Here is a 25,068-nt window from a genome sequence, read left to right as displayed (position 1 = left end):
GGCCGGGCCTCAGCCCCGGACCTGGTCCTGCGACGACGCCGCGGCGACGTCCTCCGCGGCCAGCGCGGCCGCTCCGACGATGCCGGCGCTGTTGAGGAGCTGGGCGGGGACGATCGGGGTGCTCAGCTCCAGGAGGGGCAGGAACTTGTCGCTCTTCTTGCTGACGCCGCCGCCCACCACGAAGAGGTCGGGCTGCAGCAGGGCCTCCAGCGAGGCGTAGTAGCGCTGGAGCCGCTTCGCCCAGTCCTTCCAGGACAGGTCCTCGCGGTCGCGCACCGCGTCCGAGGCCCTCGTCTCGGCGTCGTGGCCGTCCACCTCGAGGTGGCCCAGCTCGGTGTTCGGCACCAGCACGCCGTCGTGGAGCAGGGCCGTGCCGATGCCGGTGCCCAGCGTCGTCACGACGACGACGCCGCGCACGCCCTTCGCCGCGCCGTAGCGGGCCTCGGCGACGCCCGCGGCGTCGGCGTCGTTGACGACGTGGACGGTGCGCCCGGTCCTCGCGCGCAGCAGCTCAGCGGCGTCCGTGCCGATCCAGCTCTTGTCGACGTTGGCGGCCGTCATCGCGACGCCGTCCTTGATGACGGCCGGGAAGGTGACGCCCAGCGGCCCCTCGGGCCAGCGCCCGGCGAGCGCGGCCACGACGTCGGCCACGGCCTCGGGCGTCGACGGGCTCGGGGTCGGCTCGCGCACGCGGTCCTCGGCGAACTCGCCCCGGGCGAGGTCCACGGGCGCGCCCTTGATCCCCGAGCCGCCGATGTCGATGCCGACGGCGCGGTCGCCCCTCGCAGCGGCGCTCACGGCAGCGTCAGGATCTCGGGACCGGACTCGGTCACGAGGATCGTGTGCTCGAACTGCGCGCTGCGGCGCCGGTCCTGGGTGACGACGGTCCAGCCGTCGTCCCACGTGTCGTGCCGTTCCGTGCCTAGGCACAGCATCGGTTCCACGGTGAAGGTCATGCCCACCTCGATGACGTCGTCGTGCAGGGGAGCCGCGTCGTAGTGCGGGATGACGAGGCCGGAGTGGAAGGACGTGCCGACGCCGTGCCCGGTGAAGTCGCGCACGACCCCGTACCCGAACCGCTTGGCGTAGGTCTCGATGACGCGGCCCACGACGTTGACCTGCCGCCCGGGCAGGGCCGCGCGGATGCCCCGGGCGGTGGCCTCGCGGGTGCGCTCGACGAGGAGCCGCGACTCCTCGTCCACCTCGCCGGCGCAGAAGGTGGCGTTGTTGTCCCCGTGCACGCCCACGCCGTCGAGGACCATGTACGCGGTGATGTCGATGTTGCACAGGTCGCCCTCGGCCAGGACGGTCGAGTCCGGTATCCCGTGGCAGATCACCTCGTTGACGCTGCTGCACAGCGACTTCGGGAATCCGCGGTAGCCCAGCGTCGACGGGTAGGCGCCGTGGTCGAGGAGGAACTCGTGGCCGACGCGGTCGAGCTCGTCCGTGGTCGTGCCGGGCCGGACGTGCCGGCCGACCTCCGCGAGCGCCTGCGCGGCGACGCGGCAGGCGACGCGCATCCGCTCGATCGTCTCGGCGTCCTTGACCTCCGACCCCTGGAAGGGCTGGGGCGCGGGCCGGTCGACGTACTCGGGCCGGGGCAGCTGCGCCGGCACGGGCCGGCGCGGTGAGACCCGGCCGGGACGCAGCGTCCCGGGAGGGGCGGTGGGCGCGGTGAGGGCCATGGCGCCAGTCAAGCACCGCGCGCGCCGGGACGGCCACGGCGGCGCGGGGCGACGGACGGCGCCCCCGGACTCCTGCTCCCGGACCTCGTGCTCCCCGACCTCGTGCTCCCCGACCTCGTGCTCCCAGCCCTCGTGCTCCCAGCCCTCGCGCCCCCGGACCTCCCGGTCCCCGGGAGCGCGGTGCAGGACGTCGCGGCGGGCGCGGCGGGCGTGCACGATGGCCCGGTGGCGGATGACGAGCGGACGGCCTGGTTCTACAACGTCTCGACGGGGGAGGTGGAGCACGGGCCGCAGAGCCTGGGGCGCCGGCTGATGGGTCCCTACGAGACCCGGGAGGACGCGGCCCGCGCGCTCGAGACCGCCCGGGAGCGCACGCAGGCGTGGGACGAGGAGGAGCGCGCGGAGGACGCCTGAGCGCGGGGCGGCGGCCCCGGGCCGACCGGCGACGAGGCCCTCGCCCGGGGCGGTAGACCCGATCGGGTGATCCCTCCGGGACGGCCTCGAGAGGCCGGGTCCCCGTGCCGACGATGCGCGGGTGAGCGACCCCCGCCCCGCCCCGGAGGCGCCCCCGCGCGCTGCGACGTCAGCCCCGCCCGGCCGGCGCGCTCCGCTGCCGCGGGCGGCGTGGGCGCTGGGGGGCGGCGGGCTGGTGCTCGGCCTCGTCCTGGGGGGCTGCTCGGGCCTGGGCGTCGGGGCCCTCGGCGGCGTCCTCGTCGCCGGGTCCGACGGCTCGCTGGTGGGCGGTCTCCTCGGCGGCGGGGAGCGCTCGGTCGCCGAGGCCCTGCCGGAGGAGCTGCCGGCCCTGCGCGCCTTCGTGGCGGAGGAGCGCGGCCTGCCCTGGACCGAGGAGGTGCCCGTCCGCGCCCTCGACGACGCGGAGTTCGAGGTCGCCCTCACCGACGCCGGCGACGAGACCGGTGCCGCCGCCGACGAGGAGTGGCCCGTGGGCCTGGACGACCCGGAGGACGGCAGGGCGGAGACCTACGCCGCCCTCGGTCTGACGCCGTCCGCCACGACCTACCGCGACGCCTGGGCGTCGGGGGACTCGGCCGTCACCGGCTTCTACGACACCGAGACCCGCGAGGTCGTCCTGCGGGGCACCGGCTGGACGCCCCTGGTCGCCGAGACGCTCGTCCACGAGCTCGTCCACGCCCTGGACCACCAGCACGTCGACCTCGACGCGCCGCTGGCCGCCGACCTGTCGCCGGAGGAGGTGACGGCGCACGCCGCCGTCGTCGAGGGCAGCGCCGAGCGCGTCGCCTGGGCCTGGTTCGACGCCCTCGACGACGAGCAGGTGGACGCCTACGACCTCGCCTGGGACGACTCCTGGGACCCCGGGGCGGACGACGGCTCCTGGGAGGACGCGGTCTACGACCCCCTCGTGGACGCGCTGGCCCAGTTCCCCTACGAGTACGGCCACGTCGCGGTCGGAGCGGTCGAGGAGGACGCCGGCGCCGAGGGCGTGAGCGCCCTGCTGCGCGACCCGCTGACCACGACCGAGCAGGTGCTCGCCGCGCGACCGGACCCCTCGGCGTCCCCCGGTCTGGCCGACGCCGCGGAGGTGGCCGCACCCGCGGCGCCGGCGGGCGCCGAGGTGCTCGGCACGGGACGGCTGGGGCTCTTCGTCCTGTCCCTCCTGCCCCGCCTCGACGTGGCCGAGGACGAGGGCTACTGGCTCGAGGACGACGTCGTGACCTTCGCCTGGGCCGGCGACGCCTTCACCACCTGGGTGGACCCCGACGACGAGGACCGCGCCTGCACGGCGGTCCTGGTGCGCCTGGACGACGCGCGCGGTCGCGACGACCTCGTCGAGGACCTGGGCGACTGGGTCGCCGAGGCGGGCGCCGTCAGCGCCTCGCTGGCGCCCGTCGGCCAGACCGACGTGGAGCTGCGCGGCTGCGGCGAGAGGTAGCGGGGACGCCGGTCCCGGTCAGCGGTGGAGCTTGGGCAGCACCTCGCGGCCGAAGACCTCGATCCACTCGCGCTGGTTGCGCCCGACGTTGTGCAGGTAGACCCGGTCGAAGCCGAGGTCCACGTGCGCCTGGACGGCCGCCCGGTGCACGTCGGGGTCGCTGGAGATGACCATGCGGCCCTCGAAGTCCTCCTCGCGCACCAGCTTCGCCATCGCGGCGAAGTCGTGCGGGGAGCGGATGTCGGCCTTGGGGAACTTCATGCCGCCGTTGGGCCACTCGACGAGGGCGTTGCGCAGCGCCTCCTCGTCCGTCTCCGCCCAGGACAGGTGCAGCTGCAGGACCTTCGGCATCGACCCCGGGTCCTTGCCCGCCTCGCGGGCGCCCGCGTCGAAGCGCTCGAAGAGGCCGGAGATCTTCTCCAGCGGCGCCCCGACGGTGATCAGCCCGTCGGCGAGCCGGCCGGCCCGCTTCGCGTTGAGCGGCCCCGCCGTGGCGACGAGCACCTCGGGGCGCTGCTCCGGCATCGTCCACAGCCGCGTGGTCTCGTGCCGGTACCAGGTGCCCTGGAACTTGACGTCCTTCCCGGCGGCGGAGGCGTCGAAGAGCTTCGTCATGAGCTCGACGGCCTCGAACATCCGGGACGAGCGCTCCCCGCCCTCGGGCCAGTAGGGGGCGACGACGTGCTCGTTGAGCGCCTCGCCCGCACCGATGCCGAGCCAGTGCCGCCCGGGGTACATGGCCGCCAGCGTCGCGGAGGCCTGGGCCACGACGGCCGGGTGCCAGCGCCACCCCGGCGCCACGACGCCGGAGCCGAAGTCGCCCCGCGTGCGCTCACCGACGGCCGTGAGCACCGGCCAGATGGAGGCGGCCTGGCCCTGCTGCGGCACCCACGGCGCGAAGTGGTCGCCCGCCATGCACCCGGAGTAGCCGTGCTGCTCGGCCAGCGCGGTCAGCTCGACCGCCTCGGTGGGGGAGAACTGCTCCAGCATCGCCGCGTAGCCGACGGTCAGCGGTGCCGCGGCGGCCGGGGTGCCACCGGCGTCCGAGGGCTGGGCGGGGGCGGCGGGCTCGCTCATGCCGTGGACGCTACCGGCGCGGGCCACCCGGGCGCCGGGGCGTGGCCCGACCGGCTCAGGGGCCGGGGTCCGAGCCCGTGAGCCGTGCGGTCAGGGCCCACAGGCGGGCCGCCTCGTCGGGGTCCGCGGCCGCGGCGGTCGTGCGCGCGCGGCGCGGGGCACCGGCCAGCTCGAGCGCTCCGCCGGGTCCGACGTAGCCGAACCCCGCGGGACGCAGGAGCGGGGAGCCGACCGGGGCTGCGTCGACGGCCGCGGGCCCCAGCAGGGCCGCGACAGCGGGCCGCGCGCCGCCGTCCTTGCCCTGCAGCAGCAGCCCCGCGGCCAGGGCGCCCGCTCGCGCGGCCGGGCTCCGGCGGGCCGCGCGGGGCCAGCGGTCGGTCGGCCCCTGCGGGTCCTCGTCGTCGAGGAGGTCGATCGCGTAGCCGGGGTGGAAGGCCAGGCTGCGCACGGGGGCACCGGCCTCCCGCAGCCGGCGGTCGAGCTCGGCGGCGTGCAGCAGCACGGCGAGCTTGGAGCGGCAGTAGGCGCGGAAGGGGGTGAAGTCGTCCTCCGACTGCCAGCCGCGGTCGTCGGCGGGCGGGCGCACGAACCGGTGGGCGAGGCTCCCCGCGGCGACGACGCGCGCGTCGCCCGTGCCCCGCCCCGCCTCCTCCAGGGCCGGCAGCAGCGACGCGGTCAGCGCGGCGTGCCCGAGGTGGGCGGTGGCGAGCGTGAGCTCGGAGCCCTGCGGGCTCGTGCGACGGGGTCCGGTGAGGAGGCCGCCGGCGTTGGCCAGCAGCCCGTCGAGGGGGCCGCGCCGCCCCACCTCCTCGGCGCACGCGCGGACCGACCGGAGGTCGGCGAGGTCGAGGGCCACCACCTCGACGTCGGCGCCGGGGACCAGGGTCCGGACGGCGTCGGCGGCGCGCCGGCCGCGGTCGGCGTCCCGGGAGGCCATCAGCACGCGGGCGCCGAGAGCGGCGAGGCGCCGGGCGGCGTGCCAGCCGATGCCGGAGCTGGCCCCGGTGACGAGCACGGTGCGGCCCGCTCCCGCCCCCGGAGGACCGTCCAGGGGAGGGCGCGCGCCCTCGCCGGGGGCGCTCACGTGACCGTCGACCGGACGGCGTGCGCGGGGTCGTGCTGCTCCCCGGCGTCCAGCACCGCCCGCAGCGCGACGACGCCCCGGGCGAGGTCGGCGTGCGTGGTGCTCGACGCGGCCACGCCCAGGCGCACCAGGTCGGGGGCCCGGAAGTCCCCGACCACGCCCCGGCCCGCGAGCGCGCGCACGACGCCCCAGGCCTCGGGCGAGCGCACGGCCACGTGGCCGCCCAGCCGGGCCGGGTCGCGGGGTCCGGCGAGCGGCAGCTCGGGCACGACCGCCTCGAGGGCCTCGACGAGGAAGCGGACCAGGGAGGTCGAGCGCGCCCGCAGCTGGACGGGGGTGACGTCGTCCAGGACGTCGAGCGCGGCGTCGAGGGCCAGCAGCGAGAGCATCGGCGGGGTGCCGATGCGCATCCTGCGGACGTCGTCGGCCGGTGCGTAGCGGCCGTCCATGGCGAAGGGGTCGGCGTGCCCGTGCCAGCCGGTCAGCGGTGGGTCCACCTCGTGCTGGTGGCGCCGGGCGACGTACACCCAGGCCGGGGCTCCCGGGCCGCCGCTGAGGTGCTTGTAGGAGCACCCCACGGCGAGGTCGGCGCCCGCGGCGTCCAGGTCGACGTCGGTCGCGCCCACCGAGTGCGCGAGGTCCCACAGCACGAGCGCGCCCGCGTCGTGCGCGGCCGCCGTCAGCGCGGGGACGTCGCACCGCTCGCCGGTGCGGTAGTCGACCTCCGACAGCGCCACGAGCGCGACGTCCCCGCCCCGGCGGGCGAGCACGTCGGGGACCTCGGCCGGCCGGGCGGCCACCACCTCCAGGTCGCACAGCCGCGCGGCGGAGGCGAGCAGGTGCAGGTCGGTGGGGAAGGCGTCGGGGTCGGCGACGACGGCGCGGCGCCCCGGGCGCATCCGCGCCGCGGCGACGTAGCACTGGAAGAGGTGGACCGACGTGGAGTCCCCGGCCACCACCTGGCCCGGGGCCGCTCCCACGAGGCGGCCGATGCGGTCGCCGACGCGCTGCGGCGCCTCCCACCAGCCCTCGGTGTTCCAGGCGGCGACGAGCTCGCGGCCCCACTGGCGGCGCACGACGTCGGCGACCGCGTCCGGGACGCCGAGGGGCATCGGCCCCAGGGAGTTGCCGTCGAGGTAGACCAGGCCCTCGGGCCGGTGGAACCGGGAGGGCAGGTGCCGCAGCGGCTCCTCGCGGTCGAGCGCCGCGGCGCGGTCCAGCAGCCCGGCCGGCGGGCCGGGAGCGGTCGGTGCGGAGGCGGCCGCGGCGTCGGGGGGCACGCCCGGAGCCTGCCACGCGGCGCCGCGGGCGGGCGGGGGCGCTGCCTAGGCTGGCGGCGTGGACCCGCGCGCGCGACGCCGTCCAGGATCGCCGGCGTGAGCCGGGACGCGCTCGGGACGCCGGACGAGCCGTCCGGGCGCGCGGACGACCGCCCCGGGCCCCCCGACGACGTCGACGCCCTCGCGCCGGCTCCCGACCGCGGCCCGGGCGCGTCGTCCTCGGGCCGTCGGGCCCCGCGCCCGGGCCGGGGCCGCGCGCTGGCCCTCGTGCTCGCCGGTGCGCTCGGCGCGGGGGGCGCGCTGCTGGCCGTGCGCGCGCACGACGCCGGCGACGTCCGGCTCCTCGTCGTCGCCTCCACCCCGGACCCCGGGGCGCCGGCGGAGGGCGGCCTGCCCGTGCGGCTGACGGTCGTCGGGACGGGGGAGGCGGACGTCACGGTCGTGGGCGGGGGGACGGGCGGACCGGGCGGCCGGCGCACCGGGCGGGTCGCCGGGACGCCGGTGGTCGCCGCGGGCGGCGCCGCGGAGGTGCGCCTCGTCGTCCCCGGCTCCTGCGACGCGCCCCCGGCGTGGGAGCCGTGGCTGGAGGTCAGGTCGGGGGGAGGCGCCGCCGAGGTCGTCGACCTCCGGGTGGCCGAGGGGGTGGGGGACCAGGTCGCCGACGGCCCCCTCCTGGGGGCGTGCGCCGCGCTCGACCGCCGCCGGCTCGCCCCCGTCAGCGTGATCGGCAGCGGCGCGGGCGAGCCGGGCGGCGTCGTCGTCTCCCTGCGCAACGACTCCCGCGCCTCCTACCGGGTGCGGGCGGGCGGCGGGGTGTCCGGGCTGTCCCTCGGCCCGGGAGCGGTCGAGCTGCCGCCGCGCTCCACGACCCCCGTGGTGCTGGACGTCGACCCCCCGCGCTGCGCCGGTGCGCTGCGGGCGGTCGACCTCGTGAGCGACGCGGGCGTCTCCGTGGAGCGGACCAGCGGCGGCCCCGACGAGGGGCCCGCCACCGCACCGCTGGACCTGTGGGTCGCCCAGCCCCAGATCGCCCTGGCGGTGGGGGCCGCCTGCGCCGGCGGCCAGTGACGGACGGCGCGGTCGACCCAGCCGGGGACATCCGGCACCTTGTGGACAGCGGCGTCCTGCTCCTAGCGTGCCCCGACGGCGGGCGACGGAGCCCGCCGCGGACGACGGAGCCCCGATGCCCACCAGCGCCCCCCGGGGCCCCGCGGCGACCCACCAGGTCGCCCCGGGGTCACCACCCCCTCCACGCCGCGCCCGCGGCGCCTCGCTGCGCCGGGCCGTCGCGCCCGCCGCGGCCGCCTCGCTCGCGCTCACCGGCCTCGGCGCCGCGGGCGCCGTCGCGGCACCCGGCCCCGAGCGCGACCTCGCGCGCACGGCCCTCGTGACCGCCTCGGCCTCCCAGGACGACGCCGACGGCTCCTTCCCGGCGGAGGCGCTCGTCGACGGCGACCCCGCCACGCGGTGGGCCAGCGGCAACGGGCCCGACGCCGACGTGCCCTTCGAGGCGACCGTCACCGCCGACCTCGGCGTCCCGGCCGACGTGCGCGCCGTCGAGGTCGACTGGGAGGCGGCCCACGCCGTCGCCTACGCCGTCCAGGTCGCGGACGCCGCGCCCGGTGCGGACGGGGAGCCCGTCGGCGGCTGGGAGACCGTGGCCGTCGTCACCGACGGCGACGGCGGCACCGACGTCGTGGACGTGGGGGCGGCCGGCGACGACGCCCGCGCGGTGCGGGTGCAGATGCTCGAGCGGCGCTCGCAGTGGGACTGGGACCCGGGCGTGCCGCACCGCTACGGCTACTCCGCCTTCGCGCTGCGGGTGCTCGGCACGACGGACGTCTCGGCCGCGGCCTTCGCCGTCGCCACGACGCCCGCCGAGGCGGGGACGACGACGTCGGTGCCGGTCGTGCTGGGGCAGCCCGCCGACCGCGACGCCACCGTCGGCGTCACGGCGACCGGCGGCGACGCCGTGGCGGGCGAGGACCACGCGCCCCTCGACGGGACGATCTCCTTCCTCGCCGGGCAGACCGAGGCCTCGCTCGAGGTGGAGGTCCTCGACGGTGCGACCCCGGGCCGCTCCCTGGAGCTGTCCCTCGTCGACCCGAGCGCTGCCATCGCCCTCGGCGCCCGCACGACGACCTCGGTCGTCGTCACCGCGGCGGCGGCGCCGCCCGCTCCGCCGGCACCGGTCGCGGAGTCGGGCCAGAGCGTGCTGGACGCCTTCGACGCCGAGCCGCTGCCCGTCTTCGCCTGGGGCTCAGGAGCAGGCAGCACGCCGCAGCTGTCCCTGGTGCCCGCCGAGCGGGAGGGGACGGACGGCAGCGCGCTCCGCGCCTCGGTCGCCGAGATGCCCGACGGCGCCTGGGGCGGCTTCACCCACGACTACGCCACCGCGCAGGACTGGAGCGGCGCCGACGGCTTCGGCTTCTGGTTCCTCGGCCGCGGCAGCGGCCGGACGCTCGCGTACGAGCTGAAGAGCGGGGGCGCGAGCCCTGACAGCGCCACCACGTTCGAGGCGCAGGTCACCGACGACACCGAGGGGTGGCGCCGCGTCGCCGTCCGCTTCTCCGACCTGCGGGAGAAGGGCGCGCCGGCCTCCGACGCCCGCCTCGACCCCAGGACCGTCTTCGGGTACGCCGTCACCCTCACGGGGCTCGGCGCCGGCGACTGGCGCGTCGACGACGTGGGCACCTTCACCCAGCGCCTCGTCGTGGACGACTTCGAGGGCGACCTGCCCCTGGCGGAGCCCGGCAGCACGACCGGGATCTTCGGCTGGGGCGCCTCCGCGGACGCCGTCCCGGGCATCGGCCAGGAGCAGCTGGACCGGCCGGGCGTCCCCGCGGGCAACCAGGTGCTGGCGGGGGAGTACTCCATCCCCTCCGGCCAGTACGGCGGCCTCTCGCACAACCTCGCCGAGCCGCAGGACTGGAGCGGCTACGGCGCCCTCGAGCTGTGGTGGTACGCGAGCCAGGACAGCAACCCCGCCTCGCCGACGGCCGGGAACGAGATCGTCGTCGAGCTCAAGGACGGCGGCAGCGACGGCGAGCGCAGCGAGCTGTGGCGGGCGTCCTTCCTCGACCGCTGGGGCAGCGCGGACAGCCGCTGGAAGCACGTCGTCATCCCCTTCGAGGACTTCGCGCTCTCGGGGTACCAGCCCGGGGACGCGGCGACCCGCAACGGGACGCTGGACCTGGACCGCGCGTGGGGCTACGCGCTGACGTTCGCGCCCGGCACGCCGGAGCCCGTCGCCTACCGCGTCGACGACGTGGCCGTGAGCGGTTCTCCCGCACCGGTGGTCACGACGTCGGTCGGCGCGGCGCAGGACGTCGTGCTCGTCGAGGCGGGGGAGACCGCGCGGGCGGGCCTGCGGCTGGACCTGTCCGGTGACGAGCCCCTGGCCGAGGACCTCGTCCTCGACTGGGCCGTCGTCGACCCGGCCGACCCCGCCACCGGCGCCGTGGTCGGCGAGCACGTCGCGGCCGCGAGCGGGCGGGTCGCCTTCCCTGCCGGCTCCGTCGACGGCGACGTCGTCGTCGTCGAGGTGCCGACGCTCCCCGCCGCGGCGGGGGCGGACGTCGCGCGCACCGTCGCGCTCGAGGTCACCTCGCCGTCGGGCGTCGCGGTGACCTCGCTGCCGCGCGTCGTCGTGGGCGCCTACGGCTTCCCCTACCTCGACGCGGCCCTGCCGACGCAGGAGCGGGTGGACGACCTCGTCGGACGGATGACCCTGGCGGAGAAGGTGGGCCAGATGGCGCAGGCCGAGCGCCTGGGCCTGGCCTCGTCCGAGCAGATCGCCGAGCTGGGTCTCGGGTCGGTCCTGTCCGGCGGCGGCTCGGTGCCGGCGGACAACACCCCGGCCGGCTGGGCCGACATGGTCGACGGGTTCCAGCGGCAGGCGCTGTCCACGCGGCTGCAGGTGCCGCTCGTGTACGGCGTCGACGCCGTCCACGGCCACAACAACGTGGTCGGCGCGACCCTCTTCCCGCACAACATCGGCCTCGGCGCCTCGCGCGACCCCGAGCTGGTGCGCGAGATCGGGCGGGTGACGGCGCGGGAGGTGCGGGCCACGGGCATCCCGTGGACCTTCGCGCCGTGCCTGTGCGTGACCCGCGACGAGCGCTGGGGCCGCGGCTACGAGTCCTTCTCCGAGGACCCGGCGCTGGTCGAGCGCTTCGCCGCCCCCGCGGTGCAGGGCCTGCAGGGCGACGACCCGAGCGACATCACGGCGCCCGACGAGGTCCTCGCCACGGCCAAGCACTGGGTCGGCGACGGCGGGACCGACTACGACCCCTCGCTCGCCGGCTCCGGCTACCCGATCGACCAGGGCATCACGCGGGTGCGCTCGCTGGAGGAGCTGCGGCGGCTGCACGTCGAGCCGTACGTGCCCGCGATCGACGCGGGCGTCGGCACGCTCATGCCGTCGTACTCCGCGGTCCAGGTCGGGGACGGCCCCGTCGTGCGGATGCACGAGCACGAGGAGCTGAACGTCGACCTGCTGAAGGGCGAGCTGGGCTTCGACGGCTTCCTCATCAGCGACTGGGAGGCCGTCGACAAGCTGCCCGGGGGCACCTACGCCGAGAAGGTGGAGCGCTCCCTCGTCGGGGGCCTCGACATGGTCATGGCGCCGTACAACTTCGACGACTTCATCGCCGCGGCGACCGACGCCGTCGAGTCCGGGCGCCTGCCCGTCGCCCGGGTGGACGACGCGGTCACGCGCATCCTCACGGAGAAGGTGGACGCCGGGCTCTTCGAGCAGCCGTTCGCCGTGCGCAGCGGCATCGAGGACGTCGGCTCGCCGGAGCACCGGGAGGTCGCCCGCCGGGCGGCCGCGCAGTCCCAGGTCCTGCTGGCCAACGGGCCGGCCGAGGACCCGGTGCTGCCGCTGGCCCCCGAGGGGCGGGTCTACGTCGCCGGCTCCAGCGCCGACGACCTCGGCCGCCAGCTCGGCGGCTGGTCCATCTCGTGGCAGGGCGGCAGCGGCGCCACGACCGAGGGCACGACGATCGCCGAGGGCATCCGGGCGGTGGCGCCCGCCGCGGACGTCGTCGTCAGCCCGGACGCCTCTGCGGACCTCGCCGGCGCGGACGTCGGCGTCGTCGTGGTGGGGGAGCGCCCCTACGCCGAGGGCCAGGGCGACGTGGGCAACAACGGCTTCACGCTCGAGGTCACGGCCGCCGACCGCGCCGTCGTGCAGCGGGTGTGCTCGGCCGTGGAGGACTGCGTCGTCCTGCTGGCCACCGGGCGCCCGCTGGTGCTCGGGGACGTCCTCGAGGGCGCCGACGCCGTCGTGGCCACGTGGCTGCCCGGCACCGAGGGCGCCGGCGTGGCCGACGTCCTCTTCGGCGAGCGGCCCTTCACCGGCCGCCTGCCCGTGACCTGGCCGGCCTCGGCCGACCAGGTGCCGGTCAACCAGGGCGATGCGCTCTACGACCCGGCGTTCCCCTACGGCTGGGGCCTGTCGACGCAGGCGCCGCGGGAGCGGCTCGAGGCGGTCGCCGCCGACCTCGGGCCCGGCGCCGTGGCCACCCGCGTGCGCTCGGCGCTGCGCGCGGCCGTCTGGACGCAGGACGGGCGCCTGCGGGACTCCGCCGCGGCGCGGGAGACGGCGGGGCAGCGCCTGCTCGCCGCCGTCGAGCAGACGCAGCGAGGTCGTGGCGGCGACGCGGCGGCCGTCGAGCCCCTGGTGGAGGTGCTGCGCGACGTCGCGCAGGCCGACGTCGTAGCCGGCGACGCCGCGCCCGGTGCTGCGGCGCTGCTCGCCGACGCCGAGCACGCGCTCGTCAGCGGGGACGCGCTCGCCGCGGCCCGCCTGATGGCGCAGGTGGTCGACCAGGGCTGACCCGCCCACCACCGCGCGGGCCCGCCGTCCACTCCTGGGGCGGCGGGCCCGTCCGCGTCCTCGGCTCGCCCCCCTGCCCCCCCCCTGCACTGTGTCGGCACATCGCCGGGAGGAGGCGTGGTCCCCGGCACTGTGTCGGCAGTTCGCCGGGGAGAGGCGTGATTCCCGGCACTGTGTCGGAAGTTCGCCGGGGGGAGGGGTGATCTCCGGCACTGTGTCGGAAGTTCGCCGGGAGGAGGCGTGATCCCCGGCACTGTGTCGGCAGTTCGCCGGGGGGAGGGGTGATCCCCGGCACTGTGTCGGCAGTTCGCCGGGGGAGGGGTGCTCTCCGGCACTGCGTCGGCACGTCGCCGTGGTCCGGCGGGCGGGACGCCGCGCCGTAGGGTCGACGGTCGTGAGCGCGAGCCCCGTCATCGGCGTCCTGGGACTGCAGGGCGACAGCCGCGAGCACCTGGCGGCCCTGCGCGCCGCGGGCGCGGAGGCGGTCGTCGTCCGGCGTCCCGCGGAGCTCGCCGCCGTCCAGGGGCTCGTCCTGCCGGGCGGGGAGTCGACGGTCATCGACAAGCTGCTGCGGATCTTCGAGCTGCGGGACCCGCTCGTCGAGCGGATCGCCGACGGCCTGCCGGTCTACGGCTCGTGCGCGGGGATGATCCTGCTCGCGGACCGGGTGCTGGACGGCACGCACGACCAGCAGACGCTCGGCGGCCTCGACGTGACGGTCCGCCGCAACGCCTTCGGCCGCCAGGTCGACTCCTTCGAGACCGACCTCGAGGTCGACGGCGTCAGCGACCGCGCGTGGCCCTCGCCCGGCGCCGAGGACGCCGGGCCGGTGCACGCGGTCTTCATCCGCGCGCCGTGGGTGGAGCAGGCCGGCCCGGGGGTCGAGGCGCTCGGGGTCGTCCCCGAGGGGCCCGCCGCCGGTACCATCGTGGCCGTCCGGGCGGGGAACCTGCTCGCGACGTCGTTCCACCCGGAGATCACCGGGGACACCCGGGTGCACCGCCTCTTCGCCGAGATGGTCCGCGCGGCCTAGGTCCTGCGGCTCCGCGGCGGGCTCCTCGCGAGCCTCCCGCCGGGCCTGCGCCCCAGGCCGGCTGCGCACCGGTCGGCGGAGGTGCGGGGGCCCGCACGCGCAGGAGGTCGATCCGCCATGTCCGGCCACTCCAAGTGGGCAACGACGAAGCACAAGAAGGCCGTCGTCGACGGCCGGCGGAGCAAGCTCTTCGCGAAGCTCATCAAGAACGTCGAGGTGGCGGCCCGCACCGGCGGCGGCGACCCGGCGGGCAACCCGACCCTCTTCGACGCCATCCAGAAGGCCAAGAAGAGCTCGGTCCCCAACGAGAACATCGACCGCGCGGTGAAGCGCGGCTCGGGCGCCGAGAGCGGCGGCGCCGACTACCAGACGATCATGTACGAGGGCTACGGCCCGAACGGCGTCGCGGTGCTCGTCGAGTGCCTGACCGACAACCGCAACCGCGCCGCCTCGGACGTCCGCGTCGCCTTCACGCGCAACGGCGGCGCGATGGCGGACCCGGGCAGCGTCTCCTACCTCTTCACCCGCAAGGGCGTCGTCACGGTGCCGGCCGAGGGGCTCGGCGAGGACGACGTCCTCACCGCCGTCCTGGAGGCGGGCGCCGAGGAGGTCAACGAGGCCGGTGACGCCTACGAGGTCATCAGCGAGGCCACCGACCTGGTCGCGGTGCGCACGGCCCTGCAGGAGGCCGGCATCGACTACGACTCCGCCGAGGCGCAGTTCGTGCCCTCGATGCAGGTCGAGCTCGACGTGGAGGGCGCCGAGAAGGTGCTGCGCCTCATCGACGCCCTGGAGGACAGCGACGACGTGCAGAACGTCTACGCCAACTTCGACGCCAGCGACGAGGTGCTCGAGCAGGTCGGCTGAGCACGTCGCGCCGGCGCCCCCTCGGACGGGCGCCCGGCGCGTCGTGCGCGCGTCCGTCCCCGCGGCTGCGAGCGTGGGGGCGTGCGCGTGCTGGCGGTCGACCCCGGGCTCACCCGCTGCGGCGTGGGCGTCGTCGACGGGCTGCCGGGGCGGCGCGCCCGGCTCGTGGACGTCGCGGTCGTGCGGACGCCGGTCGACGCGCCGCTCGCCGAGCGGCTGCTCGCGCTGTCCGAGGCCCTCGAGCTCGCGGTGGCGCGCCACCGGCCCGACGCCGTGGCCGTGGAGCGGGTCTTCAGCCGCCACGACGTCAGCACGGTGATGGGGACGGCGCAGGCCTCCGGCGTGGCGCTCCTGGCGGCGGCTCGCGCCGGCCTGCCCGTGGGGCTCCACACGCCGAGCGAGGTCAAGGCCGCCGTCACCGGGTCCGGCCGCGCGGACAAGGCGCAGGTGACGACGATGGTCACCCGCATCCTCGGGCTCGAGGAGGCGCCGAGGCCCGCGGACGCCGCCGACGCCCTCGCCCTCGCGCTGTGCCACCTGTGGCGCGGGGCGCCGCCCGGCGCGGGTGGCGCCCCGCCGGCGTCCCGCGCCGCAGCCGCCCCGAGCACGACCACCCGGAGCGCGACCACCGGCGCCCCGACGGCCGCCCAGGCGGCCTGGGCCGCCGCCGACCGGGCGGCGCGCTCCGTGCGGCCCGGCGCCTGGTCCACCGGGACCCGCTCCCGCCGGCCCCCGGCCCCTCCCGCCACCGCGTCGGGGACCGCGCCGCCGACGGCTCCGGCACCGGCGAGGTCCGCGGAGGCGCGCCGCGGGAGCGCCGTGCGCCGGGGTGTCGGGGGCGACCGCTAGCGTTCGCCTCGAACACCTGTCCGGGTCCGGTGCCGGCCCTCTCGCCGGGCGTCGGCCGGCTCGGCGGCCGTCCGGCCGCGCCGCCCGCCACACCTCGAGGAGACGTCCGTGATCGCCAGCGTCCGCGGCCCCGTGGCCACCGTCCGTCTCGACGCGGCCGTCGTCGTCACCGGGGGCGTCGGGCTCCTCGTCCACGCCACGCCGGCCGTCCTCGCGACGCTGCGCCCGGGCGAGGAGGCCGAGCTGGCCACCAGCATGGTCGTGCGCGAGGACTCCCTCACCCTCTACGGCTTCGCGGACGACGACGAGCGGGCCGTCTTCGAGATGCTGCAGACGGTCAGCGGCGTGGGCCCGCGGCTCGCGCTGGCCATGCTCGCCGTCCACGCGCCCGACGGGCTGCGGGCCGCTGTCGCCGGGGAGGACCTCACGGCCCTGTGCCGCGTCCCCGGCGTCGGGCGCAAGGGCGCGCAGCGGCTCGTGCTGGAGCTGGGCGACCGCCTCGGACCCCCGCGCGGCGGGGCGCCGTCGCCGGCGTCACCCGCGCCGCTCCCGCCCGTGGTCCTCGGGGGCGGCGGCGAGGTCGTCGAGGCGCTGGTCGGGCTCGGGTGGACGCCGCGGGCGGCGTCGGAGGCCCTCGCGGCGGTCGGGCCCGCCGAGGGCGAGGACGACGACCGCGACGTCGCCGCCCTCCTGCGCGACGCGCTGCGCCACCTCGGGAGGGGGCGGTGAGCCCCGGCCCCGCCTCGAGCGGTCCTGGCCTCGACGGGCCGGCGCCCCACGACGACGGGTCGTCCGAGCTCGGCCTCGGCGCGGCGCCGACGGCGGCCGAGGAGGCCGAGCTGGCCGGGCGCGGGGAGCGGCTCGTGGGCACGGCCGCCGACCTGGACGACCGCGCCGCCGAGGCCGCGCTGCGGCCTCAGTCCCTCGAGGACTTCGTGGGGCAGCGGGTCGTGCGCGAGCAGCTGGCCCTCGTCCTCGAGGCCGCGCGGCGGCGCGGCCGCGCGCCCGACCACGTCCTGCTGTCCGGCCCTCCCGGGCTCGGCAAGACGACGCTCGCCATGATCGTGGCCGCCGAGCTGGGGCAGCCGCTGCGGATCACCAGCGGACCGGCCATCCAGCACGCGGGCGACCTCGCGGCGGTGCTCTCCTCGCTGGAGGAGGGGGAGGTGCTCTTCGTCGACGAGGTGCACCGGATGGCGCGCCCCGCCGAGGAGATGCTCTACGTGGCCATGGAGGACTTCCGGGTCGACGTCGTCGTCGGCAAGGGCGCCGGCGCCACGGCCATCCCGCTGCACCTGCCGCCCTTCACCCTCGTCGGCGCCACCACCCGCTCGGGCCTGCTCCCCGCGCCGCTGCGCGACCGCTTCGGCTTCACCGGGCACCTGGACTTCTACGCGCCCGACGAGCTCGAGCGGGTCCTGCGGCGCTCGGCCGAGCTGCTGGGCCTCGAGCTGACCGCGGAGGGCGGGCACGAGATCGCGCGGCGCTCGCGCGGCACGCCCCGCATCGCCAACCGGCTCCTGCGCCGGGTGCGCGACTGGTCCCAGGTCCGCGGCACGGGCGTCGTCGACCAGGCCGCCGCGCGTGCGGCGCTGGCGGTCTACGAGGTCGACGAGCTGGGACTGGACCGCCTGGACCGCTCGGTGCTCGAGGCGCTCTGCCGTCGCTTCGGCGGAGGGCCGGTCGGCCTGTCGACCCTGGCGGTCGCGGTGGGGGAGGAGCCCGACACCGTCGAGACGGTGGCGGAGCCCTTCCTCGTCCGGGAGGGGCTGCTCGGCCGCACGCCGCGGGGGCGGGTCGCCACCGCAGCGGGGTGGGCGCACGTCGGCCTGCGACCGCCGCCGGGCGCCGCGCTGCAGGCGACGCTGCAGATCGAGGAGGTCGAGGCGACCGCCGACCAGGCCGCGCCGAGCGGCTCCAGATCCCACCGGTCGGCCACGGGACCTCCCGTAGAGTGACGACGCGCACGGTGGGGTGACCACCGCGCGTGCCCCTGGTCCCGACCCGAAGGCTGGCCGCGTCCCCCATGGATCCCTTCTCCCTCGTCCTGCTGCTCCTGCTGGTGCCGCTGGTCCTCCTCAGCATCCGCGGCAGCAAGCAGCGCAAGGCCGTCGCTCAGATGCAGAGCGAGCTGGCCCCGGGCACGGAGGTCATGACGGCGTCGGGCCAGTTCGGGCTGGTCACCGAGGTCCGCGCCGACCGCGTGGAGATCGAGGTCGCGCCGGGCGTGCGGACGTGGTGGCTGCGCCAGGCCATCGCCCGCCAGGTCGACCCGCTCGCGCCCGCCGACGAGCCGGTCGACGAGCCCCTCGCGGACCGCGCGGACGAGGACCACCTGGCCCACCCGCAGGACGACGACCGCTCGGACGGCTCGCGCCGCACCGTCTGACCCGCACCACCGGTCGTCGACGCGCCTCGGGCGCGGCGCTGACCGGTGCCCGACACCGCCCGAAGGACGACGACGCCGTGGCCACCACCCGCACCCGCTCGATCCGCACGCTCGGCGCCCTCGTCGCGATCGTCGCGCTGCTGTACGGGGGCATCGCCGCCGCCGTGCAGTGGTCCACGGCCTCGTGGACGCCGGGCCTCGCGCTCGACCTGGCCGGCGGCACTCAGGTGATCCTCACCCCGGTGCCCCAGCCCGGCCAGACGGGCGAGATCACCGACGACACCATCGACGACGCCGTCGAGATCATCCGCCAGCGCGTCAACGGCAGCGGCATCGCCGAGGCGACGGTCGGGCGCCAGGGCGGCCAGAACATCGTCGTCGAGCTCCCTGGCGACCCGCAGGACCAGCAGGCCACGCTCGAGCTCATCCGCCGGTCCGCGCGGATGACCTTCCGCCCCGTGCTCGTCGTCTCGGGCCCCACGCCGATCGACGCGACCGCGCAGCCGACCGACCCCGCGGCCACCGCGCCCCCCACCGACGCCCCGTCGACGGAGGCCCCGGCGACGGAGGCCCCGGCGACGCTGGCGCCGGCGACCGAGGCGCCCGCGACGCAGGCGCCCACCGCCGTCCCGACGCCGGGGTCGACCCAGGGCAGCGTCGTGCCCCAGGCCCTGCGCGCGGCCCCGACGCCGGAGGCGCCGGCCCCGGCGACCGAGGCACCGGCGACCGAGGCACCTGCGACCGAGGCACCTGCGACCGAGGCCCCGGCCACGCCGGCCCCGGCGCCGGGGGCCCTGGCGACCGAGCCCCCCGCGGCGGAGCCGAGCAGCCCGAGCGACCTCGCGTGGGTCACCCCGGACCTCGCCGCCGACTTCGCGGCCCTGGACTGCACCGACCCGGCCAACCGCACCGGCGGCATCGCCTCCGACGACGCGGCGCCCCTCGTGACGTGCGACCAGACCGGCTCCGCCAAGTACCTGCTCGGGCCGGTGGAGCTCTCGGGCTCGGACCTCACCGGGGCCAGCTCGCAGCCGGCGACCAACGACCAGGGCTTCTCCACCGGCGGGTGGGTCGTGACCATGGACTTCACCTCCTCGGGTGGGGACCAGTTCTCCGACATCACCTCGCGGATCTCGCAGCTGCCCTCGCCGCAGAACCAGTTCGGCATCGTCCTGGACGGCCTGGTCATCTCCGCGCCCAGCGTCAACGGCCCCATCCCCGGCGGTCAGGCGCGCATCGACGACGGCGGGTCGGGGACCTTCACGCAGGAGTCGACGCAGGCCCTGGCCAACCAGCTGCGCTTCGGCTCCCTGCCCGTGACGTTCGAGGTGCAGACCGAGGACCAGATCTCCGCGACGCTCGGCACCGAGCAGCTCCAGCGCGGCGTGCTGGCCGGCCTCATCGGCCTCGGCCTCGTCGTCGTGTACTCGCTCCTGCAGTACCGGCTCCTGGGGCTGGTGACCGTGGCCAGCCTCGGCGTCGCCGGCCTGCTCGCCTACGGCGCCATCGCGCTGCTGAGCTGGTCGTCGGGGTACCGGCTGAGCCTGCCGGGCGTCGCCGGCCTCATCATCGCGATCGGCGTGACGGCCGACTCGTTCATCGTCTACTTCGAGCGCGTGCGCGACGAGGTCCGCGAGGGCCGCTCGGTCGCCGCCGCCGTGCAGACGGGATGGGTGCGCGCCCGCCGCACGATCATCATCTCCGACGTCGTCCAGCTCCTCGCGGCGCTCGTCCTCTACGTGCTCGCGGTCGGCGGCGTCCGGGGCTTCGCCTTCACGCTGGGCCTCACGACGCTCATCGACCTCCTCGTGGTCGTCCTCCTGACCCACCCCCTGGTCTCGCTGCTCGCGAGGACGCCCTTCTTCGCCGGGGGGCACCGGCTCTCCGGCTTCGAGGGGGAGCACCTGGGGCGCACGGTCTACGCGGGCCGCGGGCGGCTGCGCCAGCCCACCAGCGGCCGCGACGTCGCACCGGGCGCGGACGACCGCCCCGCGGTCGACGACGACGGCAGCGGGGACGTCGAGCGGCGTCGCCGGCGCAAGACCCCGGGCACGGACGAGCCGGTCGAGTCCGGCCAGCCGCGCCGGCTCACCATCGCCGAGCGGCGGGCCGCCGAGGAGCGCGAGCGCCGCGAGCGCGAGGCCGCCCCGGACGACGACGGCGATCCCGGCCAGCACGCCCACCACGGCGGCAGCCGTCCGGCCACCACGACGGAGGACTGACCCGTGCCCAGCTTCGCCGCCCTCGGCAACGACCTGTACACGGGTCGGCGCTCCGTCGACTTCGTCCACCGCTGGAAGACGCTGCTGTCCATCGCCGCGGTCGTCGTCACGGCCTGCGTGCTCGTGCTCGTGGTCAAGGGCTTCAACCCCGGCATCGAGTTCCGCGGCGGCTCGGAGTACCGCGTCTCGGGCGTCGCGACGACCGACCAGGACCTCGCCCGGCAGGCCGTCGCCGAGGTGGTGCCGGGCACGCAGCCGCCGGCGGTCTCGGTGATCGGCGGCGACAGCATCCGCGTCCAGACCGAGGCGCTGGGCGCCGAGGGCACCTCCGAGGTCACGACCGCGCTGGCGGAGGCCTACGACGTCGACGCCTCGGACGTGACGTCCTCCTTCGTCGGGCCCGTGTGGGGCGAGGAGATCACCCAGCAGGCGCTGATCGGCATCGCGATCTTCCTGGTGCTCGTCTCGCTCGTCATCAGCGTGTACTTCCGCGACGTCGCGATGGCGGGGGCGGCCCTGGTGGCCCTCCTGCACGACCTCGTCGTCACGGCGGGCGTGTACGCGCTCGTCGGCTTCGAGGTCACGCCGGCGTCGGTCATCGGCTTCCTGACGATCCTCGGCTTCTCCCTCTACGACACCGTCGTCGTCTTCGACAAGGTGCGCGAGCAGACGACGGGCGTGCTGGCGAGCGAGAACCGCACGTACCTGGAGCAGGCCAACCTGGCGGTGAACCAGACGGTCGTGCGCTCGATCAACACCTCCGTCGTCGCCGCCCTGCCGATCGCCTCGATCCTGTTCATCGGCGCCCTGCTGCTGGGGGCCGGCACGCTGCGGGACCTCTCGCTGGCGCTCTTCGTCGGCACCCTGGCCGGCACGTACTCCTCGATCTTCGTCGCCCCCGCCTTCCTGGGCTTCGTCAAGAGCCGTGACGCGAAGGTCCGGGCCCACGCCGAGCAGGTCCTCGAGCACCGGCGCGAGCAGGCCCGGCTCGCGGAGGGCGGGTCCGCGGGCGACGGGTCCGCCGAGGGCGGAGCGGCCGAGGCGGCCCTGTCGACCTCGTCGTCGACGCCCGCGTCCTCGTCCGCGCCCGGCCCTCGGGCCCAGCGCACCCAGCCGCGGCGGGGGCAGCGTCGTGGCTGACGCGTCGACGGAGCTCCAGGCGCAGCTGCTCCCGCTGCTGCGGGCCGTGCCCGACCACCCGCGACCGGGCGTCGTCTTCCGCGACATCACGCCGCTCCTGGCGGACGCCGAGGCGCTGGCGGGTGCCGTCCGCGGGCTCGCGCAGCTGCTGCCGCCCGACGTGGACACGGTCGCGGGCGTCGAGGCGCGGGGGTTCGTGCTCGGCGCGGCGGTCGCGGTGGCGGCCGGCGCGGGCTTCGCGCCGATCCGCAAGGCGGGTCGCCTGCCGCGCGAGGTGCTCGTCGAGTCCTACGACCTCGAGTACGGCTCGGCGTCGATCGAGCTCCACGCGGACGCGACCGGACCGGGGCGTCGCGTCGTCGTCCTGGACGACGTCCTGGCCACGGGCGGGACGGCCGACGCGGCGTGCCGCCTGGTCGAGCGCGCCGGCGGCGAGGTCGCGGCCGTCGTCGTCCTCGCGGAGATCGCCGCCCTCGGCGGGCGCGCCGCGCTGCCCGGGCGCCGGGTGGAGTCGCTCCTGCGGCTCTGACGCCTCCGGTCGGGGCACCCACCGCCCCGAGCGGCCCGGGCGGGCGCCGTCCGCCCCGGCACCCGACGTAGGCTGCAGACCTGCGACGACGCGCGCCTCCGGCACCGGCCGGGGCGCCCGCTCAGGAGGTGCCGGTGTCCGACGAGGTGGCCCAGCGCGAGACCGGCACGAGCCCGTCCGAGGTGGTCGGGGCACGGCCCGCCGCGCCGGAGGTGCTGCGACCGGAGGACCAGGCCGGCAGCGGGTTCCGCGCCCGCCTGGCCCGGCTGGGCTCGCGCCCGTCGAGCACGTCCCCCGTGCTGGAGCCGCTGCTGCGCAGCCTGCGCTCCAACCACCCGAAGGCCGACACGGCCCTCGTCGAGCGCGCCTACGTCGTCGCCGAGCGCGCGCACCGCGGGCAGCGCCGCAAGAGCGGCGACGCCTACATCACCCACCCCGTCGCGGTGACGACGATCCTGGCCGACCTCGGCATGACGGCGCCCACGCTCGCGGCCGCGCTGCTGCACGACACCGTCGAGGACACGACCTACTCCCTCGCCCAGCTGCGCGCCGAGTTCGGCGACGAGGTCGCCATGCTCGTCGACGGCGTCACCAAGCTCGACAAGGTCCAGTACGGCGACGCGGCCCAGGCCGAGACCGTGCGCAAGATGGTCGTCGCGATGGCGCGCGACATCCGCGTCCTGGTCATCAAGCTCGCCGACCGCCTGCACAACGCCCGGACGTGGAAGTACGTCTCGGCGGCCTCGGCCGAGCGCAAGGCGCGCGAGACGCTCGAGATCTACGCCCCGCTCGCGCACCGCCTGGGCATGAACACGATCAAGTGGGAGCTGGAGGACCTCTCCTTCGCGACCCTCTACCCGGGCGTCTACGAGGAGATCGTGCGCCTGGTCGCCGAGCAGGCGCCCGCCCGCGACGAGTACCTGGCCGTCGTGCGCGACCAGGTCGCCGCCGACCTGCGGCAGGCGAAGGTCCGCGCCGTCGTCACCGGTCGCCCGAAGCACTACTACTCCGTGTACCAGAAGATGATCGTGCGGGGCCGCGAGTTCGCCGACATCTACGACCTCGTGGGCGTGCGGGTCCTCGTCGACACGGTGCGCGACTGCTACGCCGTCCTCGGTGCGCTGCACGCGCGCTGGACGCCGGTGCCCGGCCGGTTCAAGGACTACATCGCGATGCCCAAGTTCAACATGTACCAGTCGCTGCACACGACGGTCATCGGGCCCGAGGGCAAGCCCGTCGAGATCCAGATCCGCACCCACCTGATGCACCGGAGGGCCGAGCTCGGCGTCGCCGCGCACTGGAAGTACAAGGACGCCTCGGCGCGCAGCGGCGGCGACCCCGCGGACACCGGCGCTCCGGGGACGCACGCCACGGGGGGCAGCGACATGGCGTGGCTGCGCCAGCTGCTCGACTGGCAGCGCGAGACCGCCGACCCGGGGGAGTTCCTGGAGTCGCTGCGCTTCGAGATCAACGCCGCCGAGGTCTACGTCTTCACGCCCAAGGGCGACGCCATCGCGCTGCCGGCCGGGTCCACCCCGGTCGACTTCGCCTACGCCGTCCACACCGACGTGGGGCACCGGACCATGGGCGCGCGCGTCAACGGCCGCCTCGTGCCGCTGGAGTCGACGCTCGACAACGGCGACGTGGTCGAGGTCTTCACGTCCAAGGTCGAGGGCGCCGGGCCCAGCCGGGACTGGATGATGTTCGTCAAGAGCCCCCGCGCGCGCAGCAAGATCAAGCAGTGGTTCTCCAAGGAGCGCCGTGAGGAGGCCATCGACCAGGGCAAGGACGCCATCGCCAAGGCGATGCGCAAGGAGCACCTGCCGATCCAGCGGCTGATGTCCCACGACTCCCTCGCCGGCGTCGCCCGCGACCTGCACCACGCGGACGTCTCGGCGCTCTACGCGGCGGTGGGGGAGGGCCACGTGTCCGCCGCCTCGGTGGTGCAGAAGCTCGTCACCGCGCTGGGGGGCGAGAGCGGCGCCGAGGAGGACCTGGCCGAGGCCGTGGTGCCCCCGACGCGCGCGCCCCTGCGACGCCGGTCCGGGGACCCCGGGGTCGTGGTCAAGGGCGTCGACGACGTCTGGGTCAAGGTGGCCCGGTGCTGCACCCCCGTGCCGCGCGACCCGGTCATCGGCTTCGTCACCCGGGGCCACGGCGTCTCGGTGCACCGCAAGGACTGCGGCAACGTCAGCGGGCTCATGGGGCAGCCCGACCGGATCGTCGAGGTCGAGTGGTCCGTCGGCGCCGACAGCCTCTTCCTCGTCCAGATCCAGGTCGAGGCGCTCGACCGGGCGGGGCTGCTGTCCGACGTCACGCGGGTCCTGTCGGACAACCACGTGAACATCCTCTCAGCCTCGGTGACGACGTCGCGCGACCGGGTGGCCATCTCCAAGTTCGCCTTCGAGATGGGCGACCCGAGCCACCTCGACCACGTGCTCGCCGCCGTGCGCCGCGTCGACGGCGTCTTCGACGTCTACCGCTCGACCGGGCGCCGCGGGGAGACCGCGCCGGAGGAGCCCGTCGGCGCCTGACGAGGGCCGCCGGCGTCCGGGACGGTGCCGGAGCGCTGCTCGAGCCACCGGAGGGCGTCCGCCTCCCGGCGCCCGCGGCCGAGCCCGCGCAGGTCCGCGAGCGTGCGCGCCCGGTCGCTCGCCCGCAGCGCGCCCAGTCGCACGGCGCCGGCCCCCGGGTCGGCGACCCGCCGCAGCCGCAGGGGCGCGGGCAGGCCCCGGGACCCCGTCCCGCAGGGCACGAGGAGGTCGACGCGCGCGGGGACGAGCGGGCAGCCGTGCAGCCAGGCCGCCGCGGCGAGGCCCACCACGGCCCGCAGGACCACGGGGGCCGACACGGCGTCGGGCCCCGCGGCGCGCCGGAGCAGGACGCCGAGGGCCGCGGCCCGCGCGCCCGTCTCGTGCGCCAGGTCGGCGGCGACCCAGACCTGCGGCAGCAGCTCGACGAGCAGGCCCTCGGCGGTCATCGCGCGCAGCACACCCAGGGGCGTGCCGCCGGGGGTCCACACCGGGTGCAGCGGGTCGGTGCCCGCGGAGCGCGGGTCCTCCGGCGCCGGGCGGGGTGCCGGCCGTTGCCGGTCCGGGGACGGGGCCTCGAGCACCGCCGCATCGTGCCGGACCGGGTGGTGCCGCCGCGGGCGGCGGC

The 25,068-nt window shown here is 76.8% G+C and carries 19 protein-coding genes and 1 pseudogene; 14 read left to right on the top strand and 6 right to left on the bottom strand.

The window, feature by feature from the left end; translation table 11 throughout:
* Positions 1-9: 9 nt before the first annotated feature.
* Positions 10-798: a polyphosphate--glucose phosphotransferase gene (gene ppgK, locus Q0848_RS08345; RefSeq protein ID WP_299036636.1), complete on the bottom strand. Its 789-nt coding sequence runs from the start codon at positions 796-798 to the stop codon at positions 10-12.
* Positions 795-1,685, bottom strand: coding sequence for a type I methionyl aminopeptidase (gene map / locus Q0848_RS08340; RefSeq protein ID WP_366146493.1), 891 nt, complete (start codon positions 1,683-1,685; stop codon positions 795-797). The genes ppgK and map overlap by 4 nt, the downstream gene beginning before the upstream one ends.
* A gap of 225 nt (positions 1,686-1,910) precedes the next feature.
* On the opposite strand from map, the gene Q0848_RS08335 reads away from it, so the two are divergent.
* Positions 1,911-2,099: a hypothetical protein gene (locus Q0848_RS08335; RefSeq protein WP_299036633.1), complete on the top strand. Its 189-nt coding sequence runs from the start codon at positions 1,911-1,913 to the stop codon at positions 2,097-2,099.
* Between the two features lie 121 nt (positions 2,100-2,220).
* Positions 2,221-3,597, top strand: coding sequence for a hypothetical protein (locus Q0848_RS08330; protein WP_299036632.1), 1,377 nt, complete (start codon positions 2,221-2,223; stop codon positions 3,595-3,597).
* Positions 3,598-3,615: 18 nt separating this feature from the next.
* Here Q0848_RS08330 and Q0848_RS08325 read toward each other — a convergent pair whose 3' ends face one another.
* From Q0848_RS08325 to Q0848_RS08315, 3 genes are read right to left on the bottom strand one after another with little or no spacing between them, the layout of a single operon-like run.
* Entirely contained in the window at positions 3,616-4,674 is a 1,059-nt protein-coding gene (locus Q0848_RS08325; RefSeq protein WP_299036631.1) for a TIGR03557 family F420-dependent LLM class oxidoreductase, read from the bottom strand.
* A gap of 55 nt (positions 4,675-4,729) precedes the next feature.
* Positions 4,730-5,758 (bottom strand): SDR family NAD(P)-dependent oxidoreductase, encoded by a 1,029-nt coding sequence (locus Q0848_RS08320; protein ID WP_299036630.1) that lies wholly within the window; start codon positions 5,756-5,758, stop codon positions 4,730-4,732.
* Positions 5,755-7,038, bottom strand: coding sequence for a kynureninase (locus Q0848_RS08315; RefSeq protein ID WP_299036629.1), 1,284 nt, complete (start codon positions 7,036-7,038; stop codon positions 5,755-5,757). Before Q0848_RS08315 ends, Q0848_RS08320 begins: the two co-directional genes overlap by 4 nt.
* 96 nt (positions 7,039-7,134) lie before the next feature.
* Here Q0848_RS08315 and Q0848_RS08310 point away from each other — a divergent pair, with 96 nt between their 5' ends.
* From Q0848_RS08310 to Q0848_RS08255, 12 genes and pseudogenes are all read left to right on the top strand, one after another.
* Complete coding sequence (locus tag Q0848_RS08310; RefSeq protein WP_299036628.1) at positions 7,135-8,106, top strand: hypothetical protein; 972 nt, start codon at positions 7,135-7,137, stop codon at positions 8,104-8,106.
* Between the two features lie 115 nt (positions 8,107-8,221).
* Positions 8,222-12,880 (top strand): glycoside hydrolase family 3 N-terminal domain-containing protein, encoded by a 4,659-nt coding sequence (locus tag Q0848_RS08305; protein WP_299036627.1) that lies wholly within the window; start codon positions 8,222-8,224, stop codon positions 12,878-12,880.
* A gap of 394 nt (positions 12,881-13,274) precedes the next feature.
* Positions 13,275-13,913, top strand: a complete 639-nt coding sequence (gene pdxT, locus Q0848_RS08300) for a pyridoxal 5'-phosphate synthase glutaminase subunit PdxT (RefSeq protein ID WP_299036626.1) — start codon at positions 13,275-13,277, stop codon at positions 13,911-13,913.
* Positions 13,914-14,030: 117 nt separating this feature from the next.
* Positions 14,031-14,780 carry a YebC/PmpR family DNA-binding transcriptional regulator gene (locus Q0848_RS08295; protein ID WP_299036625.1) on the top strand — a complete coding sequence of 250 codons (750 nt, stop codon included), beginning with the start codon at positions 14,031-14,033 and terminating at the stop codon, positions 14,778-14,780.
* Positions 14,781-14,861: 81 nt separating this feature from the next.
* A pseudogene (gene ruvC, locus Q0848_RS19040) lies at positions 14,862-15,326 on the top strand (crossover junction endodeoxyribonuclease RuvC); the annotation flags it as partial.
* A gap of 411 nt (positions 15,327-15,737) precedes the next feature.
* Positions 15,738-16,358 (top strand): Holliday junction branch migration protein RuvA, encoded by a 621-nt coding sequence (gene ruvA, locus Q0848_RS08285; RefSeq protein ID WP_299036623.1) that lies wholly within the window; start codon positions 15,738-15,740, stop codon positions 16,356-16,358.
* 110 nt (positions 16,359-16,468) lie between these two features.
* Positions 16,469-17,587 (top strand): Holliday junction branch migration DNA helicase RuvB, encoded by a 1,119-nt coding sequence (ruvB, locus tag Q0848_RS08280; protein ID WP_366146492.1) that lies wholly within the window; start codon positions 16,469-16,471, stop codon positions 17,585-17,587.
* A gap of 68 nt (positions 17,588-17,655) precedes the next feature.
* Positions 17,656-18,018 carry a preprotein translocase subunit YajC gene (gene yajC, locus Q0848_RS08275; RefSeq protein ID WP_299036622.1) on the top strand — a complete coding sequence of 121 codons (363 nt, stop codon included), beginning with the start codon at positions 17,656-17,658 and terminating at the stop codon, positions 18,016-18,018.
* 77 nt (positions 18,019-18,095) lie between these two features.
* On the top strand, positions 18,096-20,240 hold the full coding sequence (gene secD, locus Q0848_RS08270; protein WP_299036621.1) for a protein translocase subunit SecD: 2,145 nt from the start codon (positions 18,096-18,098) through the stop codon (positions 20,238-20,240).
* Between the two features lie 3 nt (positions 20,241-20,243).
* On the top strand, positions 20,244-21,380 hold the full coding sequence (secF, locus tag Q0848_RS08265; protein ID WP_299036620.1) for a protein translocase subunit SecF: 1,137 nt from the start codon (positions 20,244-20,246) through the stop codon (positions 21,378-21,380).
* Positions 21,373-21,909, top strand: a complete 537-nt coding sequence (locus Q0848_RS08260; protein WP_299036619.1) for an adenine phosphoribosyltransferase — start codon at positions 21,373-21,375, stop codon at positions 21,907-21,909. The genes secF and Q0848_RS08260 overlap by 8 nt, the downstream gene beginning before the upstream one ends.
* A gap of 212 nt (positions 21,910-22,121) precedes the next feature.
* On the top strand, positions 22,122-24,443 hold the full coding sequence (locus Q0848_RS08255; RefSeq protein WP_366146491.1) for a bifunctional (p)ppGpp synthetase/guanosine-3',5'-bis(diphosphate) 3'-pyrophosphohydrolase: 2,322 nt from the start codon (positions 22,122-22,124) through the stop codon (positions 24,441-24,443).
* On the opposite strand, the gene Q0848_RS08250 is transcribed toward Q0848_RS08255, so the two are convergent.
* The gene (locus tag Q0848_RS08250; RefSeq protein ID WP_299036617.1) at positions 24,386-25,024 is read right to left on the bottom strand and encodes a hypothetical protein; all 639 of its coding nucleotides are present in this window, start codon (positions 25,022-25,024) and stop codon (positions 24,386-24,388) included. The two genes, Q0848_RS08255 and Q0848_RS08250, sit on opposite strands and share 58 nt — an antisense overlap.
* Between the last annotated feature and the right edge of the window lie 44 nt (positions 25,025-25,068).

This window comes from uncultured Pseudokineococcus sp. (assembly GCF_947495735.1).
Lineage (GTDB): Bacteria > Actinomycetota > Actinomycetes > Actinomycetales > Quadrisphaeraceae > Pseudokineococcus.
The sequence above is the reverse complement of the archived record's forward strand: the minus strand, read 5'-3'. Positions and strand labels throughout refer to the sequence as shown.